Genomic DNA, 15,117 nt, shown 5'->3' on the forward strand with positions numbered 1-15,117 from the left:
CCGGCTCGCTCTATAGAGTCTGCATGTAAGAACACGTGTCGGCCCCAAACCAACGGTCGTCAGCAGCAGAAACGCAAAGAGGTAATTTTTCGTATGTCTAACGTCGAGTCCGATCTTGCTCCGTACTACGAGGAGTCGCAGTCGATCTACGACATCTCGAATGAGTTCTATGCGCTGTTCCTCGGACCGACCATGGGCTACACCTGCGGTTACTACGAGCGCGAGGACATGAACCTCGAGGAGTCGCAGAACGCCAAGTTCGATCTGGCGCTGGGCAAGCTCGACCTCAAGCCGGGTATGACGCTGCTGGACATCGGCTGCGGCTGGGGTGGCTGCCTGGAGCGTGCGCTGATCAACCACGACGTCAACGTCATCGGGATCACGCTGAGCAAGGAACAGTCGGACTATGCCCGCAAGCGGCTGGCCAAGATCGACACCAACCGGAACGTCGAGATCCGGTTGCAGGGCTGGGAAGAGTTCAACGAGCCCGTCGACCGCATCGTCTCGATCGGTGCATTCGAGGCGTTCAAGCAGGAGCGCTACCCGATCTTCTTCGAGCGGGCCTACAGCATCCTGCCGGAGAACGGCGGCCGCATGCTGCTGCACACCATCCTGGCGCACACCCAGCAGTTCTTCCGTGAGAACAACATCAAGCTGACGATCAGCGACCTGAAGTTCATGAAGTTCATCGGTGAGGAGATCTTCCCCGGTGGGCAGCTGCCTGCGGTCGAGGACATCGAGAAGCTCGCCGACGGCTCGGGTTTCAAGCTGGAGCGCATCCACCTGCTGCGTCCGCATTACGCGCGCACGCTGGACATGTGGGCGGCCAACCTGGAGGCCAAGAAGGACGAGGCCATCGCCCTGCAGGGTCAGGAAGTGTACGACCGGTTCATGAAGTACCTGACCGGTTGCGCCGACTTCTTCCGTCGCGGCATCACCAACATCGGCCAGTTCACGCTGGTCAAGTAGTTACTTTCCAAAAGCAGCCTCCGACACCGTCGGGGGCTGCTTTTGTTTGTGCCCTGTGTGCCGAAACTGTACTCAGGGACAGAATCCGCGCGGATCTTGTCCGTGAGTGCAGTCTCGGCGCGAGAAACTCAGGCGGAAGCCAGCCGCTTCTTCTCGGCCTCGACGTCGAAGTCCGGCGGTGGCCAGGACATGTTGAGGCCTTTGAGGGCCTCGATCAGCAGCTCGGTGATCGCGAGCCGGCTGTACCACTTCTTGTCGCACGGCACGATGTGCCAGGGCGCGTAATCGGTCGACGTCTTCTCCAGCATTGCCTGGTAGGCCTCCTGGTACTTGGGCCACAGCAGCCGCTCGTCGATGTCAGCCGGGTTGTACTTCCAGTACTTCTCGGGGCGGTCCAGCCGTTCGGACAACCGCGCCTTCTGCTCGGCGAGCGAGACGAACATGGCCACCTTCACCAGCGTGGTGCCGGCATCGACCAGCTCGCGTTCGAAGGCGTTGATCTCGTCGTAGCGGGCGCCCCAGACGTCCGGCGGCACCAGGTTGTGCACACGGACGATCAACACGTCCTCGTAGTGCGAGCGGTCGAACACCCCGATATGTCCGGCCGGTGGTAGCGCATTGCGGATCCGCCACAGGTAGTGGTGGGCGCGCTCCTCCTCGGTCGGCTTGCCGAAGCTGGTGTACCGGATGCCCTGTGGGTTCGCTGCTCCCACAACATGTTTGACGATGCCGCCCTTGCCTGCGGTGTCCATGCCCTGCAGGATCAGCAGCACCGAGCGGTTGTCGTCGCCACTCTTGCTGCGGGCGTAGAGCATTTCCTGTAGCGAGGCGAGTCGCAGATTGCGCTCGGTCTGCAGGGTGGGTGCGTCGCTCTTGTTCCCGCGGAATCCCGGCGTGCTGTCGGTGTCGATTCGCGCGACCTCGTCGCCCGGGCGGAAAGCCAGCTGGTCATGTGGTTCGTGGGTCCACAGGGCAGGCAGATCTCTGTCGCTCACCCGATCAGTCAAGCAGTTGTGGCGGCAAAACCGGTGACGGGTGCGGCAGTGAGTTGAACTTTTCCAGCGAGCCGCCGACTTCCACGATGCCGCACAGCGCGTTCCACTCCAGCATGGTCAGGTAGTCGATCAGCTCGTCGGCGGTCATCCGCGGGTTCGACATCCACGAGTGGGTGGCCAGCTGCACGCCGCCGACGGTGTGGAACGCCCACGCCTCTGCGCCGCGGGTATCCATACCGGCCTGGGCCATCCGGCGGCGCAGCATGACGCCGAGCATGCGCGCGATGATCTGCTCGGAATCGGCGACCGCCTTGCTCTTGCTGGCCGAGTTGTTCGCCATCACGAAGCGATACGGTTCTGGTTCGGCGGCAACGGTTTCCACGTACACCTTGATGATCTCGCGGGTCAGGTCGAAACCGTCGAGGTTCGAGGACAGGGCTGCCGCCATGTTCGGGATCAGGGTGGTCTGGGCGAACCGCATCATCACTGCGGTGGTGAGATCGTTCTTGTCGACGAAGTAGCGGTAGAGCACAGTCTTGGACACGCCGATCTCGGCAGCGATCTCATCCATGCTGACGTTGCTGCCCCGGCGTCGGATCGCTTCGAGGGTGCCGTCTACCAACTCATTGCGCCGCTCCACCTTGTGCTGGTGCCAGCGCCGCTTGCGTCCATCGGTCTTCACCGTCACCGGCGGAGTCTGCTGTGCCACTGTCGCAGTAGTCCCATTCCCTAGTTCCACTTGATACTACGGCGAAACTGCGGATACCGGCCTGTGGGTCAGACCGTCAGTCGCGGCGATAGCGCAAGATGGAAAGGTGGCACATCGATCCGACGCGGGAGTCCGCGCGCTTGCGGGCACGCGGCCAAGTTTTGCCGAGACGCTGGTCGGTGCGGACAGCGCCGCCGACGCCGAACGTCTACGGGGTTTGCGGAGGATGAAGCTCGTTGCGCTGAGCTTCCTGGTCGGCGCCACAGTGATCTTCCTGTTGTGCACCTGGGCCCAGTCGCGGGGGGCGGCCGGTTGGGTCGGGTATGTGCGGGCTGCGGCCGAGGCCGGCATGGTCGGCGCGCTTGCCGACTGGTTCGCTGTGACGGCGCTGTTCAAGCATCCCCTCGGGCTGCCGATCCCGCACACCGCCATCATCAAGCGTAAGAAAGACCAGCTGGGGGAGGGTCTGGGCGCGTTCGTCCGGGAGAACTTCATGTCCCCCGAGGTGATCGCGAACAAGTTGCACGACGCGCAGGTGGCGGGTCGGTTCGGCAAGTGGCTGAGCGACCGATCCCACGCCGAGCGGGTGGCCGCCGAGGCGTCGACCGTGCTGCGCGTCGGGGTGGAGATGCTGCGCGACGAGGACGTTCAGCATGTGCTGGACCGGATGATCGTCAAGCGCATCGCCGAACCGAAATGGGGACCGCCGATCGGCCGGGTGCTGTCGACCCTGCTGCAGGAGGGTCGTCAGGAAGCGCTGATCCAGTTGCTGTGCGACCGGGCGTTCCAGTGGTCACTGAACTCCGGTGAGGTCATCGAGCGCGTCATCGAGCGGGATTCGCCGACCTGGTCACCCCGTTGGGTGGACCACCTGGTCGGGGACCGGATCCATCGGGAGCTGATGGACTTCACGGACAAGGTGCGCCGTAACCCCGACCATGAGCTGCGGCGCTCGGCCACCCGGTTCCTGTTCGAGTTCGCCGACGACCTGCAGCACGACGAGGCGACGATTCAGCGCGCCGAGAACGTCAAGGAACAGCTCATGGGCCGCGACGAGGTGGCCCGGGCGGCCGAGACCGCGTGGGCGGCTGCCAAGCGGATCATCTTGGAGTCGGTGGATGACCCGTCTTCGGCGTTGCGGACCCGGATCGCCGACTCGGTGATGCGGATCGGCGAGTCGTTGCGCGACGATGCCGAGCTACGCGACAAAGTCGACGGCTGGATCATCCGGGGCGCAAAACACCTGGTCGCTGAGTATGGGACCGAGATCACAGCAATCATCACCGAGACCATCGAGCGCTGGGATGCCGACGAGGCGAGCCGCCGGATCGAGCTCCATGTGGGTCGTGACCTGCAGTTCATCCGGATCAACGGCACCGTGGTGGGTTCGTTGGCGGGCCTGATCATCTATTCGGTAGCTCAACTACTCTTCTGACCTGCGCTAACTAGTGCTTGCAAAAGTTAGCACCCCGTCGTAGCGTGAATTTCGTCGTTAACGGATACCCGGGCTACGAGGGGAATGACATGGCGCAAGAAGAAAATCTCGCGGCTGTCGTCTCCAACGCTGCGCAGGACATCGGGAGCTTCATCCGCGCCCAGCGTGAGGCGGCACAGGTATCGGTACGGCAGTTGGCCGAGAAGGCCGGCGTCAGCAATCCCTACCTGAGCCAGATCGAACGGGGATTGCGGAAACCCTCCGCCGACGTGCTCAACCAGATCGCGAAGGCACTGCGGGTGTCTGCGGAAGTTCTCTATGTGCGTGCCGGGATCTTGGAGCCCAGCGAGCCCAGCGAGGTCCGCGACGCCATCGTCAACGACGTGGGGATCACCGAACGGCAGAAGCAGGTGCTGCTCGACATCTACACGTCGTTCCGTCAGCAGAACGAAGCCGATGCAGGTGAGGAGCCGACAACTGACTGACAACTCACCAGCTGCCCGAATAACCACTCGCACGAAAAGCCATCCTGAGAAAGGAATTCGCATGACCGAGAAGACTCAGCCCACCATCGAAGACCTCAAGGCCCCGCTGCTGGCCGCCGTCGGCGCCGCTGACCTGGCCCTGGCCACGGTCAACGAGATCGTCGCCAGCCTGCGCGAGCGTGCCGAGGGTGCGCGCACCGACGCCGAGGCCCGCGTCGAGGAAGGCCGCGCCCGCCTGACCAAGCTGCAGGAAGACCTGCCGACCCAGTTCGACGAGCTGCGCGACAAGTTCACTTCCGAGGAGCTGCGCAAGGCCGCCGAGGGCTACGCCGATCAGGCCACCGCGACCTACAACAAGCTGGTCGAGCGTGGCGAGGCGGCGCTGGAGCGCCTGCGCAACCAGCCGGCCATCGAGGAAGCCGCCAGCCGCGTCGAGGGCTACACCGACCAGGTCACCGAGCTGACCCAGGATGCGCTGGGCACCGTGGCCTCGCAGACCCGCGCGGTCGGCGAGCGCGCCGCCAAGCTGGTCGGCGTGGAGCTGCCGAAGAAGGTCGAGAAGGCCACCGAGACCGCCGCCGCGAAGGCTGCCGCCCCCGCCAAGAAGGCTGCTCCGGCCGCCAAGAAGGCCGCCCCCGCCGCTCCGGCCAAGAAGGCCGCCCCGGCCGCCAAGAAGACCACGGCCGCTCCGGCCAAGAAAGTCACCCAGAAGTAAAACCGGTGTTGACCCCTGTCGGTCGACGCTAGTGATGACGCCCGCATAGGCTGGTGAGGTGCAACTCGCCAACCTTGCGGGCGTCATCCTTACAGCGCTCAGTTATCTGGTCGTTGTCGCGGGCGTCTACGCCTTCGTACATGCGGCAATGCAGCGTCCGGACGCCTACACGGCCACCGGCAAGCTCACCAAGCCGGTTTGGCTCGCCATTCTGGGAGCCGGCGTGGTGCTGACGCTGCTACTCGGCGGTGTTTTCATCGCCGTCATCTCCGCCTGCGCCACCGGCGTCTACCTCGTCGACGTGCGACCAAAACTGCTTGAGATCCAAGGAAAGTCGCGCTGACCCGATGCGCTCACCTCTTGCCGCGCTCGGCGCGGCAGCCATCGCGCTGGGCGCACCACTGACCTCGGCTCCCGCTGCGACCGCCGACCCAGGCGTCGACCACGTGTACGTCGACCACGTCGAATGGGCCAAGTGGGGCGATATGTCGAGCCTGCGCGTCTATCCCACCGACGCTGCCCGCGCACTGACCCACCAGCCCGGCAGCGTGGCCCAGGCGGATCAGGCCTGGGCCGAGGTACTGGCCCTGTCCCCGGACGCCGACCTGCCCGGAATGCGTGAGCAGTTCGTGTGCCACTGGACGTTCGCCGAACTTGCCGAGCCGGGCAAGACCAGCTGGAACCTGGAGCCGTGGCGACCCGAGGTCAGTCCCGAGGTGATGCTGGCCAGCGGATGCAATCCCGGCGGCAGCGAGGAACCGTTCTGATGGGCAGTTACACCCGTGCCCAGGTGGCGGCACTGGTCGACCACACCCTGCTCAAGCCCGAGGCCACCGTGGCCGACGTCGAAAAACTGGTGGCCGAGGCCGTCGACCTCGAGGTGTTCTCGGTGTGCGTGTCACCGTCGCTGGTGTCCGCCGCGGCCGCGGTCGCCCCGTCGGGTCTGGTGGTGGCTGCGGTGTCCGGCTTCCCGTCGGGCAAACACCTGGCCGAGATCAAGGCCCGTGAGTCTCAGCTGGCCGTGGCCGCAGGCGCCGCCGAGATCGACATGGTGATCGACGTCGGGATCGCGCTCAGCGGAGACCTGGACGCGACCGCGGCCGAGGTGGCTGCCGTGCGCGCCGCCGTCCCCGGCGCCACGCTCAAGGTCATCGTCGAGTCCGCGGCGCTGCTGGAATTCGCCGGCGAGTCGTTGCTACAGGACGTGTGCCGGGCCGCCGTCGGTGCCGGGGCCGACTTCGTCAAGACCTCCACCGGATTTCACCCCAGCGGCGGCGCTTCCGCCCGCGCCGTCGAACTGATGGCGCGCGCGGTGGGAGACGGCGTGGGGGTCAAGGCCAGCGGCGGCATCCGCACCGCCGAGGCGGCCACGACCATGCTCGACGCCGGGGCCACCCGGCTCGGCCTGTCGGGCACCCGGGCGGTGCTCGACGGCCTCACCGGTTAGCCCGGCGCGGACTCGCTACAGCTTGTCGAAGCAGGGGTCGTCGGCGGCCTTGGGCATCGAGGCGTTCGTGGTCGAGAACTTGGCCACCACGCCGCCGTCGGTGACCTGCACGCTGTCGGCGTGGATCCCCATCGGGTAGTTCTCGGTGAGCTGGGCGGTGAACTTGTCCAGGATCGGCTGCAGGGTCTCGCGCGGCCAGGACAGGCCGATCGCGCTCAGATCGACGATCTGCAATGAGATGCCCTTGTTGACCACCGTCGGCTTGGCGGTGATGGTGCCGAGCAGGCCCTTCAGTTCGATCGTCCCGTTGGACGGGTTGGTCTTCACATCCGAGATGGCCGAGCCGATGAACGGCAGCTGCACCAAGTCGGCCACCGTCTGACGGATGCCGTCGGTGCTCCAGTTGATGTCGGCGACCAGCGAGCCCACGGTGCCGCTGGCGTCAGCCGTTTCCTTGATCCGCACGTCTTCGATGCCCAGCTTCACCTGCATGCCCTTGGCATCGCGGATCTGGTTACCGGCCGTCTCGATGTTGATGTTGGTGTAGTGGCCGCTCACATGCTGCAGCAGGAACGGCGGCAGCGGGTCGAACGACGCCTTGGCGCCGTCCTGCACGATGCATTCCACGATCGAGGCGACGATCTTGTCGGCGCGGCTGCGGGCGAAAAGCTCACCGCCGAGCACACCGGCGGCGACCAGGGCCAGCACGATCACGAAGACCAGCACCACCGACAGCGGATCCGAGAACAGCTTCCTGACCTTCGCCAGTGCCGAGGGGTCCTGCGGCTGGGGCGCGGCGGGTGCCGGTTGTTCGACCTGACCCGGCTGACCCGGCTGATCCGGCGCCGGGGGCGACGGAGGCAGCTCCGCCGAAGGCGCTGACGGGGACTGGTCGGTTGGGCGAGCCCAGGGATCGGTCACCCCAGCGATTGTGCCTTACCCAACTGAGCGAACTGTGAGCGGTTCTGCAGCACCGCGATGGTGTCCCGGACCTGGTTGGCGGCTTCGAGGTCGACGTCGAAGACCAGCAACTGCGGGTCCGCGCCGGCCGAAGCGAGCACCTCGCCGGTGGGGGAGGTCACCACGCTGCCGCCGACGCCTGTCGGTCCGACCTCGGCGATCTCATCGCCCGGGTAGGCCTGGTCCACCGCGGCGATGAAGCCGGTGGTGTCCAGTGCGCGGGCCCGGGCCAGCAGGGTCCACTGCTCGAGCTTGCCGGGCCCGGATCCCCACGAGGCATGCACGGTGATCAGCCGGGCGCCGCGACGGGCCAGCTCCACGTAGAGCTCCGGGAACCGGACGTCGTAACAGGTGGTCAGGCCGACCGTGACTCCGTCGACAGTGATCGTCACCGGATCGAAACCCGGTGCGACAGTGCGTGATTCGGTGAATCCGAAGGCGTCGTAGAGATGGATCTTGTGGTAGTGCGCGTCGACGCCGGGGCCCGTCGCGATCAGGGTGTTGGTGACCCGTCCGTCGTCGCCGGGGACGAACATCCCGGCCACCACGACCACTCCGGCCCGTGCGGCGATCTCGCGCACCCCCGTCGCCCACGGCCCGTCCAGGCCCTCGGCGACCGGGGACAGCGGCACGCCGAACCGGCACATCGTGGCCTCGGGGAACAACACCAACCGAGCGCCGGCATCTGCAGCGCGCCGGGTGAACTCATCGACCAACGTCAGATTCGACGACGGGTCGGTGCCGGTGGCGATCTGCGCCAGGGCAATTCGCATGCGCCTCAGCCTAGTGGCGCCACGGTGTTCAATGCGTGGCCGGCGCCACGGAAGACCAGGGGACCGTCAGCACGCCGTCACGCAGCCGGCGCCGCGGCGGCGCGACCTGGTAACCCTCCGCACGCAACAGCTCCACCATGGCCCGCCATCGCACCCGCGGCCCGAACACGCCGTGCCCGGCCGCGCTGGCCCAGGCCCGGTCGGCAGCGCCGAGCAGCGTGTGGATCGGCTGGCCTTCGACGTTGTGATGGATCAGCACTTTGGGCAGCCGCTCGGCCAGATCCGAGGGGCGCTCGATGCCGAAGGGATCGCAGGCCAGGGTCAGGCTCACCGGCCCGCCCTGGTCCAGCAGCACCCAGCAGCATCGGCGGCCCAGCTCGTCGCAGGTTCCGTCGACGATCAGCCCACCGGGCGCGAGCCGGCGCGACATCGTGGCCCAGGCCTCCGGCACCGCCTCGACCGGGTACTGGCGCAACACGTTGAAGGCCCGCACCAGCACCGGGCGCAGCCCGGCCAACTCGAACCCGCCGAGCGCGAACCGCACATCGGTGCCGCCGGCCACCGCCCGCGCGGTGGCCACCCGCTCAGGGTGGATCTCCAGGCCGACGACCCGGACGTCCGTTCGGACTGCCTGCAGGCGCGCCGCCAATTCGAGAGTGGTCACCGGTAGAGCGCCATACCCGAGGTCGACCACCAGCGGATCGGCAGCGGCCCGCAACACGGTGCGCACCCGCGGCGAGTGCACCAACCAGCGGTCGCTACGGCGCAGCCGGTTGTACCCGGTGGTGCCCCGGGTGACCGCGCCAACAGGCTTAGACGTGCTCGGAGATCCAGTCAGCGGTGAACGCCCCCTCGATGCCGAACACTTCGTTGACGGATTGCAGCACCAGGTCTTCGAGCTTGCCCCCGATCAGGGGCATCGACACCTTGCACGTGCTGTCGACCTGCAGCCGGCTACCCGTGGAGGCCCCGGTGAGCGCATAGCGGCCGTCGAGCCGGCCCGGCGCGTGGGAGACCGACGCCGCGTAGTGGCCGTTCACACCATGCTGGTCGAAGGGGCCGAAAAACTGCCTGCGGGTGATGGCCATGTCGAGCGGTATCACCGTCCGCAGGATCGCGGGCAGCTCCGCGCGCGGCAGCACCTGGCGGAACTCGACCTCGATCCCGTGCTCGTCGGACCGGAATTCCGTGATGTCGGACTTCCCCGGCGTGAGGTCGTCATATCGGTCCATCAGGGACTGCCAGTACTCGTCGCTCGCGTACGCGGCATAGACCGTCTCGGCGGGGGCGTCGAACGCCAGCGTGTACTCCAGGCGCCTGCTCACGGATAACGACGGTACCGGTGCCCTCAGGAGTGATCGGTGATCCACACCGAGGTGAAGCGTTGCTCGGCGGTCAGCAGCTCGACCAGCTGCCTGCCGATGAAGCTCTCGATCTTCCCGCCGACCAGCGGCACCCTCACCTCGACCGTGATGCGCACCGACAACCGGGACCCGCCGTCGGTGGTGGCGAGAGTCGCGGTTCCGGACAGGGATACCGGGGCGCCGGCGACGGAGCCTTGGACGGTGCCCTGGGCCGCGCCGTCACGGATCGGCTGCCAGTGCTCCTCACGCCGGATTCTCAGATCGCCGCGGTGAAACTGCGACACCAGCCCGGGCAGGCGGTCTGCGCGCAGGATCTGTGTGGTGACCGCCTCGATACCGCCGTCGTCGGTCACCGTCAGGGCGTCCAGCGTGGTTTTGTCGGCCCCCGAATCGGCGAGCCGCGCCAGCCAGTACCGTTCGTCCGCGAATGCCCGGTGGACCTGTTCGACGCTGCCTTTGTAGTCGGTGGCCATGTCGAATGATCGCGGCATAGCTGGTCAGGCTACCGTTACGGCCCGTGGTCAGTTCGTATGTTGCCGGTGTCGCAGTCGCCGAGGCGGTTGCGCTGGCGCCGCTGACCACACTGCGGGTCGGCCCGGTGGTACCCCGGGTGCTCACCTGCACCAGCACCGACCAGCTCGTCGATGTGCTGCGCGCCGTGGCCGAGCCGATCCTGGTGCTGGCAGGTGGTTCGAACGTGGTGCTGGCCGACGACCTGGCCGACACGATGCCCGACCTCACCGTGGTGCGCGTGGCCAACACCGCCGTCACGGTCGAGGGCAACCTGCTGCGCGCCGAGGCCGGCGCGGTGTTCGACGATGTCGTCGTCACCTCACTGCGGCACGGGCTCGGCGGGCTCGAATGTCTGTCCGGGATACCGGGATCGGCCGGGGCCACCCCCGTGCAGAACGTCGGCGCCTACGGGGCCGAGGTCGCCGACACCATCAGCCGGGTGCGGCTACTCGACCGGCGCACGGGTGAAGTCCGTTGGGCCGCACCGGAAGAACTCAAGTTCGGGTACCGCACCAGCATCCTCAAACACTCCGATGCCGTCATCGTGCTCGAAGTCGAGTTCGCCTTGACTGCGGATGGGGCCAAGGACAGGCGAAGCGCCCCGCTGCGTTACCGCGAGCTGGCCAATGCGCTGGGCGTCGAACCGGGGGAGCGCGCCGACCCGCTGCGAGTTCGCCAGGCCGTGCTGCAGTTGCGCGCGGGCAAAGGCATGGTGCTCGACGCGAACGACCACGACACGTGGAGCGTCGGATCGTTCTTCACCAACCCGGTGGTGACGCAGGCCGAGTTCGAGCGGGTGCAGGCCACTTTCCGGGCCGGCGCCGGGGCGGAAGAGGCCGGACCGGTGCCGCACTACCCCGCGCCCGATGGGGTGAAGCTGGCCGCCGGCTGGCTCGTCGAGCACTCCGGCTTCGGGAAGGGCTACCCCGGCGACGGCGCTCCCGCGCGACTTTCCACCAAACATGCGCTGGCTTTGACCAATCGTGGCGAGGCGAACAGTGCCGACGTGATTGCCCTGGCCAGAGCGGTGCAAGCGGGTGTCCGGGACCGCTTCGGGATCACTCTGGAGCCCGAGCCGATTCTGATTGGGTGCGAACTATCAGTACCCTAGATCCACGTGAGCCCTGCCGGTGATATAGAGGCCGATGCGCCGTTGTTCAATCGGCGGCGTGCCCTGACGGTGTTGACCGTCGGAATGGGAGCCGGATTGCTGGCTGCCTGCTCGGGAGAATCACCCATCTCGAAGCCTCAGGCCGAGGAGCCGACGGCGCCGACGGTGACCTACGAGCCTGCCGCCGACTCCGAGGATGTGCTGCCGACCGCGCCGGTCGGAGTGAAGGTCGACAACGGCTCGTTCCAGCGCGTCAGCCTGACGAATGCCAACGGCAAGGCGGTCGCCGGCAAATTCAACAGCGACCGCACCGCGTTCACTGTCACCGAACCCCTCGGCTACGAGTCCACCTACACGTGGGCCGGCGCCGTGGTGGGGAAGGACGGCAAGGCCGAACCCGTGCAGGGCAAGTTCACCACCGTCGCCCCACAGAAACAGGTCAACGGTCAGTTCCAGCTCGCCGACGGCCAGGTCGTCGGCGTGGCCGCGCCGATCATCCTGCAGTTCGACGCCGCGATCGACGACAAGTACCGCGCGACCGTCGAAAAGGCCCTCCAGGTCACCACCACGCCTGCGGTCGAGGGCAGCTGGGCCTGGCTGCCCGACGAGGCCGGGGGCTCGCGTGTGCACTGGCGCACCAGGGAGTACTACCCGGCCGGAACCAAGGTCAGCGTCAAGGCGCCGCTGTACGGGATCAGCTTCGGTGACGGCGCCTACGGTGCGGCCGACTCCACGCTCGACATCGAGATCGGCCGCCACCAGCTGGTCAAGGCCGATGCGTCCACCCACCGCATCCAGGTGTTCGACGGGTCCGGCGCGTCGATCATGGACTTCCCGTGCAGCTACGGCGAAGGCGATCTGGACCGCAACGTCACCCGCAGCGGTATTCACGTGGTCACCGAGAAGTACGAGGACTTCTGGATGACCAACCCGGCCGCGGGCTACTCCAACGTGCACGAGCGCTTCGCGGTGCGGATCTCCAACAACGGCGAGTTCATCCACTGCAACCCCAACAGCATCGGGGCGCAGGGCAACACGAACGTCACCAACGGCTGCATCAACCTCAACCTGGAGAACTCGCAGCAGTACTTCAACAGCGCGATCTACGGCGACCCCGTCGAGGTCACCGGCACCCGCATCGACCTGTCCTACGCCGACGGCGACCTCTGGGACTGGGCGGTGGACTGGAACGAGTGGAAGTCCATGTCGGCGTTGTCCTCGGAGGACTCACCGGCGAACCTGCCTGCCAGCGCGCCGGCGACACCGACGGACGCGCCCACGCTGTCGGGTACTCCCACGACCACCACGCCGCCGAAGCCCGCGCCCGGGGGCTAGGGCCCTGCGTTGATCTGGCGGCTATTTCCGGTTGAACCGCCCGTGTGGCGCCTGGTCGCGCGGCCGGATCACGATCTGGTCGAGGTTGACGTGTGACGGCCGCGAGGCGACGAAGCCGATCACCTCGGCGACGTCTTCGGCGACGAGCGGGGTGATGCCCCGGTACACGTTGTCCGCACGTTCCCGGTCGCCGTCGAAGCGCATCAGTGAGAAGTCGGTCTCCACTGCGCCCGGCGCAATCTCGGTGAGCCGCACCGGTTTTCCGAGGAGCTCACCGCGCAGCGTGCGGTGCAGCGCACCCTGGCCGTGCTTGGCCGCGGTGTATCCCGAGCCACCGTCGTACGTCTCGAACGCCGCGATCGAGGTGACCGTGACGATCAGGCCGTCGCCGGAGGCGATGAGCTTGGACAACAGCGCCCGGGAGACCCGCAGGGTGCCCAGCACGTTGGTTTCCCACATCCACCGCCAATGTTCCAGGTCGGCGTCCAGTACGGGCTCCAGCCCCCTGGCCCCGCCGGCGTTGTTCACCAGCACGTCCACCCGGTCCAACTGGGCCGCCATGGCGTCGACGGCGGCCTGGTCGGTGACGTCCGCCACAATCGCGGTCCCGCCGATCTCCTGGGCCAGCGCCTGGATCCGGTCGGCCCGGCGGGCTACGCAGACAACATGAAATCCCAGGCCGGCAAGTGATTTGGCGGTTGCAGCACCGATTCCCGCGCTGGCGCCGGTCACCACTGCCACTCTTTTGTCTGACTGAGATGTCGTCACCTGACCAACATTAGATGGCGTGCTAAGTTCTTCGTGTGTCCGGAAGTCTCCAGTCCCGCTTCGTGCGGCGTGCGTGTTGTTGTCGCGCACCCCGCCGCGCCTGACTGAACCCGGACACCGTTTTCCCGTCCTGCTGAGTCGCCAGGTGTGGTCTCTCCCCACCAGCCGACAAATCAGTAAGGACAATTCACGTGACCACCGTCATCGCCGCTCCCCGCCGGAATCCCGCCCGTAATGCCGCCGTCTCCTCGTCCGGCACGTCGGCGCGCACCTCCCGGTCCCTGGCCGCCGCCTCGCGTTATCCGCAGTCGCGGCTCCTGCACATCGTCGCGCCGTCGCTGAAGGTGCCCGATGCCGCCGCGGCATCGGTGTTCAGCGCGGTCCGCACCCGCGGCCCCATCGCCCGGGACGCCATCGCGCAGCTCACCCAGCTGAGCATCGCGACCGTCAACCGTCAGGTCACCGCGCTGCTCGAAGCCGGAATCCTGCGTGAGCGTGCCGATCTCGCGGTTTCGGGGGCCATCGGACGGCCTCGCGTTCCCGTCGAGGTCAACCACGAGCCTTACCTCACGCTCGGCATCCACATCGGTGCCCGCACCACCAGCATCGTGGCCACCGACCTGTTCGGTCGCACCCTCGACGTGGTCGAGACGCCGACCCCGTCGGGATCGCAGTCCGCGGCGTTGGCCACGCTGGCCTCCAGCGCCCGCCGTTACCTGAGCCGCTGGCACCGCCGTCGTCCGTTGTGGGTCGGTATCGCCGCCGGTGGCGTCGTCGACAGCGCCACCGGGTATCTCGATCACCCCCGACTGGGGTGGGTCGATGCCCCGGTGGGGCCCGTGCTCGCCGAAGCCCTCGGGTTGCCGGTGTCGGTCGCCTCACACGTCGACGCGATGGCCGGTGCCGAACTGCTGCTGGGTGGACGGCGTTCCTCGCCGGAGTCCGTCGGCGCCCCGTCCCGGACCAGTCTCTACGTGTATGCCCGCGAGACCGTCGGCTACGCGCTGTCGATCGACGGCCGGGTGCACTCGCCGGCCAGCGGACCAGGCACTATCGCCGGTCTGCCTGCGCAGTCTGAATTGCTCGGTGGCACAGGACAACTGGAGTCCACCGTGAGTGACGAGGCGGTACTCAACGCGGCCCGCAAGTTGCGGATCATCCCGGCTGAAGGCCCGTCCTCGACCCTGGGGACGGTGCTGCGCGCGGCCCGGCAGGGCAACGAGAAGGCGGTCGAGCTGTTGGCCGATCGGGCCCGGGTGCTCGGCGAGGCCGTCGCGCTCCTGCGTGATCTGCTCAACCCCGACGATCTGGTGCTCGGCGGCCAGGCCTTCACCGAATACCCGGAGGGCATGTCCGTCGTGGAGGACGCCGTCGCGCGGCGTTCGGTGCTGGGGCCCCGCGATATCCGGCTGACGGCCTTCGGAAACCGGGTGCAGGAGGCCAGTGCCGGCATCGTTTCGCTGGGCGGTCTGTACGCCGATCCGATCGGTGCCATGCGGCGCGCTCAAACCCGCCGATCCGCAGCGGTGTAGACATGT

General features: G+C 67.1%; 18 protein-coding genes. 10 read left to right on the forward strand and 8 right to left on the reverse strand.

Annotated elements, in window-relative coordinates; translation table 11 throughout:
* Positions 1–93: 93 nt before the first annotated feature.
* A complete protein-coding gene (locus tag ACZYZ7_RS10850) occupies positions 94–969 on the forward strand; it encodes a cyclopropane mycolic acid synthase family methyltransferase (protein ID WP_135458517.1) in 876 nt (291 codons plus the stop codon).
* 128 nt (positions 970–1,097) lie between these two features.
* Here ACZYZ7_RS10850 and ACZYZ7_RS10855 read toward each other — a convergent pair whose 3' ends face one another.
* A complete protein-coding gene (locus tag ACZYZ7_RS10855; RefSeq protein ID WP_450071998.1) occupies positions 1,098–1,964 on the reverse strand; it encodes a polyphosphate kinase 2 family protein in 867 nt (288 codons plus the stop codon).
* A 4-nt stretch (positions 1,965–1,968) separates the two neighbouring features.
* Positions 1,969–2,673: a TetR/AcrR family transcriptional regulator gene (locus tag ACZYZ7_RS10860; protein WP_135458513.1), complete on the reverse strand. Its 705-nt coding sequence runs from the start codon at positions 2,671–2,673 to the stop codon at positions 1,969–1,971.
* 106 nt (positions 2,674–2,779) lie between these two features.
* On the opposite strand from ACZYZ7_RS10860, the gene ACZYZ7_RS10865 reads away from it, so the two are divergent.
* The 6 genes from ACZYZ7_RS10865 to deoC all read left to right on the forward strand — a co-directional run bounded on the left by ACZYZ7_RS10865 (position 2,780) and on the right by deoC (position 6,755).
* Entirely contained in the window at positions 2,780–4,108 is a 1,329-nt protein-coding gene (locus tag ACZYZ7_RS10865) for a DUF445 domain-containing protein (RefSeq protein WP_450071997.1), read from the forward strand.
* An 89-nt stretch (positions 4,109–4,197) separates the two neighbouring features.
* Positions 4,198–4,593: a helix-turn-helix domain-containing protein gene (locus tag ACZYZ7_RS10870; RefSeq protein ID WP_036442056.1), complete on the forward strand. Its 396-nt coding sequence runs from the start codon at positions 4,198–4,200 to the stop codon at positions 4,591–4,593.
* Between the two features lie 61 nt (positions 4,594–4,654).
* A complete protein-coding gene (locus tag ACZYZ7_RS10875) occupies positions 4,655–5,308 on the forward strand; it encodes a heparin-binding hemagglutinin (protein ID WP_135458509.1) in 654 nt (217 codons plus the stop codon).
* A 58-nt stretch (positions 5,309–5,366) separates the two neighbouring features.
* Positions 5,367–5,651 carry a DUF2516 family protein gene (locus ACZYZ7_RS10880; RefSeq protein WP_135458507.1) on the forward strand — a complete coding sequence of 95 codons (285 nt, stop codon included), beginning with the start codon at positions 5,367–5,369 and terminating at the stop codon, positions 5,649–5,651.
* Positions 5,652–5,655: 4 nt separating this feature from the next.
* A complete protein-coding gene (locus ACZYZ7_RS10885; protein ID WP_450071996.1) occupies positions 5,656–6,075 on the forward strand; it encodes a DUF2599 domain-containing protein in 420 nt (139 codons plus the stop codon).
* A complete protein-coding gene (gene deoC, locus ACZYZ7_RS10890) occupies positions 6,075–6,755 on the forward strand; it encodes a deoxyribose-phosphate aldolase (protein ID WP_450071995.1) in 681 nt (226 codons plus the stop codon). The genes ACZYZ7_RS10885 and deoC overlap by 1 nt, the downstream gene beginning before the upstream one ends.
* A gap of 15 nt (positions 6,756–6,770) precedes the next feature.
* Here deoC and ACZYZ7_RS10895 read toward each other — a convergent pair whose 3' ends face one another.
* From ACZYZ7_RS10895 to ACZYZ7_RS10915, 5 genes are read right to left on the reverse strand one after another with little or no spacing between them, the layout of a single operon-like run.
* Entirely contained in the window at positions 6,771–7,676 is a 906-nt protein-coding gene (locus ACZYZ7_RS10895; RefSeq protein ID WP_463740899.1) for an LmeA family phospholipid-binding protein, read from the reverse strand.
* On the reverse strand, positions 7,673–8,488 hold the full coding sequence (locus ACZYZ7_RS10900) for a carbon-nitrogen hydrolase family protein (RefSeq protein WP_450071993.1): 816 nt from the start codon (positions 8,486–8,488) through the stop codon (positions 7,673–7,675). The genes ACZYZ7_RS10895 and ACZYZ7_RS10900 overlap by 4 nt, the downstream gene beginning before the upstream one ends.
* Positions 8,489–8,516: 28 nt before the next feature.
* On the reverse strand, positions 8,517–9,326 hold the full coding sequence (locus tag ACZYZ7_RS10905; RefSeq protein ID WP_450072084.1) for a methyltransferase domain-containing protein: 810 nt from the start codon (positions 9,324–9,326) through the stop codon (positions 8,517–8,519).
* The gene (locus ACZYZ7_RS10910) at positions 9,301–9,813 is read right to left on the reverse strand and encodes a DUF2505 domain-containing protein (protein ID WP_450071992.1); all 513 of its coding nucleotides are present in this window, start codon (positions 9,811–9,813) and stop codon (positions 9,301–9,303) included. The genes ACZYZ7_RS10905 and ACZYZ7_RS10910 overlap by 26 nt, the downstream gene beginning before the upstream one ends.
* Before the next feature lie 23 nt (positions 9,814–9,836).
* On the reverse strand, positions 9,837–10,343 hold the full coding sequence (locus tag ACZYZ7_RS10915) for a DUF2505 domain-containing protein (protein ID WP_450071991.1): 507 nt from the start codon (positions 10,341–10,343) through the stop codon (positions 9,837–9,839).
* Positions 10,344–10,369: 26 nt separating this feature from the next.
* On the opposite strand from ACZYZ7_RS10915, the gene ACZYZ7_RS10920 reads away from it, so the two are divergent.
* Together ACZYZ7_RS10920 and ACZYZ7_RS10925 are read left to right on the forward strand one after the other, a co-directional pair.
* On the forward strand, positions 10,370–11,476 hold the full coding sequence (locus tag ACZYZ7_RS10920; RefSeq protein ID WP_450071990.1) for a UDP-N-acetylmuramate dehydrogenase: 1,107 nt from the start codon (positions 10,370–10,372) through the stop codon (positions 11,474–11,476).
* 6 nt (positions 11,477–11,482) lie between these two features.
* On the forward strand, positions 11,483–12,811 hold the full coding sequence (locus ACZYZ7_RS10925; RefSeq protein WP_135458491.1) for a L,D-transpeptidase: 1,329 nt from the start codon (positions 11,483–11,485) through the stop codon (positions 12,809–12,811).
* Between the two features lie 21 nt (positions 12,812–12,832).
* Here the strand turns inward: ACZYZ7_RS10925 and ACZYZ7_RS10930 are convergent, their stop codons facing one another.
* Positions 12,833–13,579, reverse strand: coding sequence for an SDR family oxidoreductase (locus ACZYZ7_RS10930; protein WP_450071989.1), 747 nt, complete (start codon positions 13,577–13,579; stop codon positions 12,833–12,835).
* Between the two features lie 191 nt (positions 13,580–13,770).
* On the opposite strand from ACZYZ7_RS10930, the gene ACZYZ7_RS10935 reads away from it, so the two are divergent.
* On the forward strand, positions 13,771–15,111 hold the full coding sequence (locus tag ACZYZ7_RS10935) for an ROK family protein (protein ID WP_450071988.1): 1,341 nt from the start codon (positions 13,771–13,773) through the stop codon (positions 15,109–15,111).
* Positions 15,112–15,117: the final 6 nt, after the last annotated feature.

Source organism: Mycobacterium sp. IDUB_17 (assembly GCF_055419465.1).

Bases quoted from the DNA above. Each gene is read 5' to 3' on its own strand.
- ACZYZ7_RS10850 (WP_135458517.1), top strand. From the start codon at position 94: ATGTCTAACGTCGAGTCCGATCTTGCTCCGTACTACGAGGAGTCGCAG.
- ACZYZ7_RS10870 (WP_036442056.1), top strand. From the start codon at position 4,198: ATGGCGCAAGAAGAAAATCTCGCGGCTGTCGTCTCCAACGCTGCGCAG.
- ACZYZ7_RS10875 (WP_135458509.1), top strand. From the start codon at position 4,655: ATGACCGAGAAGACTCAGCCCACCATCGAAGACCTCAAGGCCCCGCTG.
- ACZYZ7_RS10885 (WP_450071996.1), top strand. From the start codon at position 5,656: ATGCGCTCACCTCTTGCCGCGCTCGGCGCGGCAGCCATCGCGCTGGGC.
- deoC (WP_450071995.1), top strand. From the start codon at position 6,075: ATGGGCAGTTACACCCGTGCCCAGGTGGCGGCACTGGTCGACCACACC.
- ACZYZ7_RS10900 (WP_450071993.1), bottom strand. From the start codon at position 8,488: ATGCGAATTGCCCTGGCGCAGATCGCCACCGGCACCGACCCGTCGTCG.
- ACZYZ7_RS10915 (WP_450071991.1), bottom strand. From the start codon at position 10,343: ATGCCGCGATCATTCGACATGGCCACCGACTACAAAGGCAGCGTCGAA.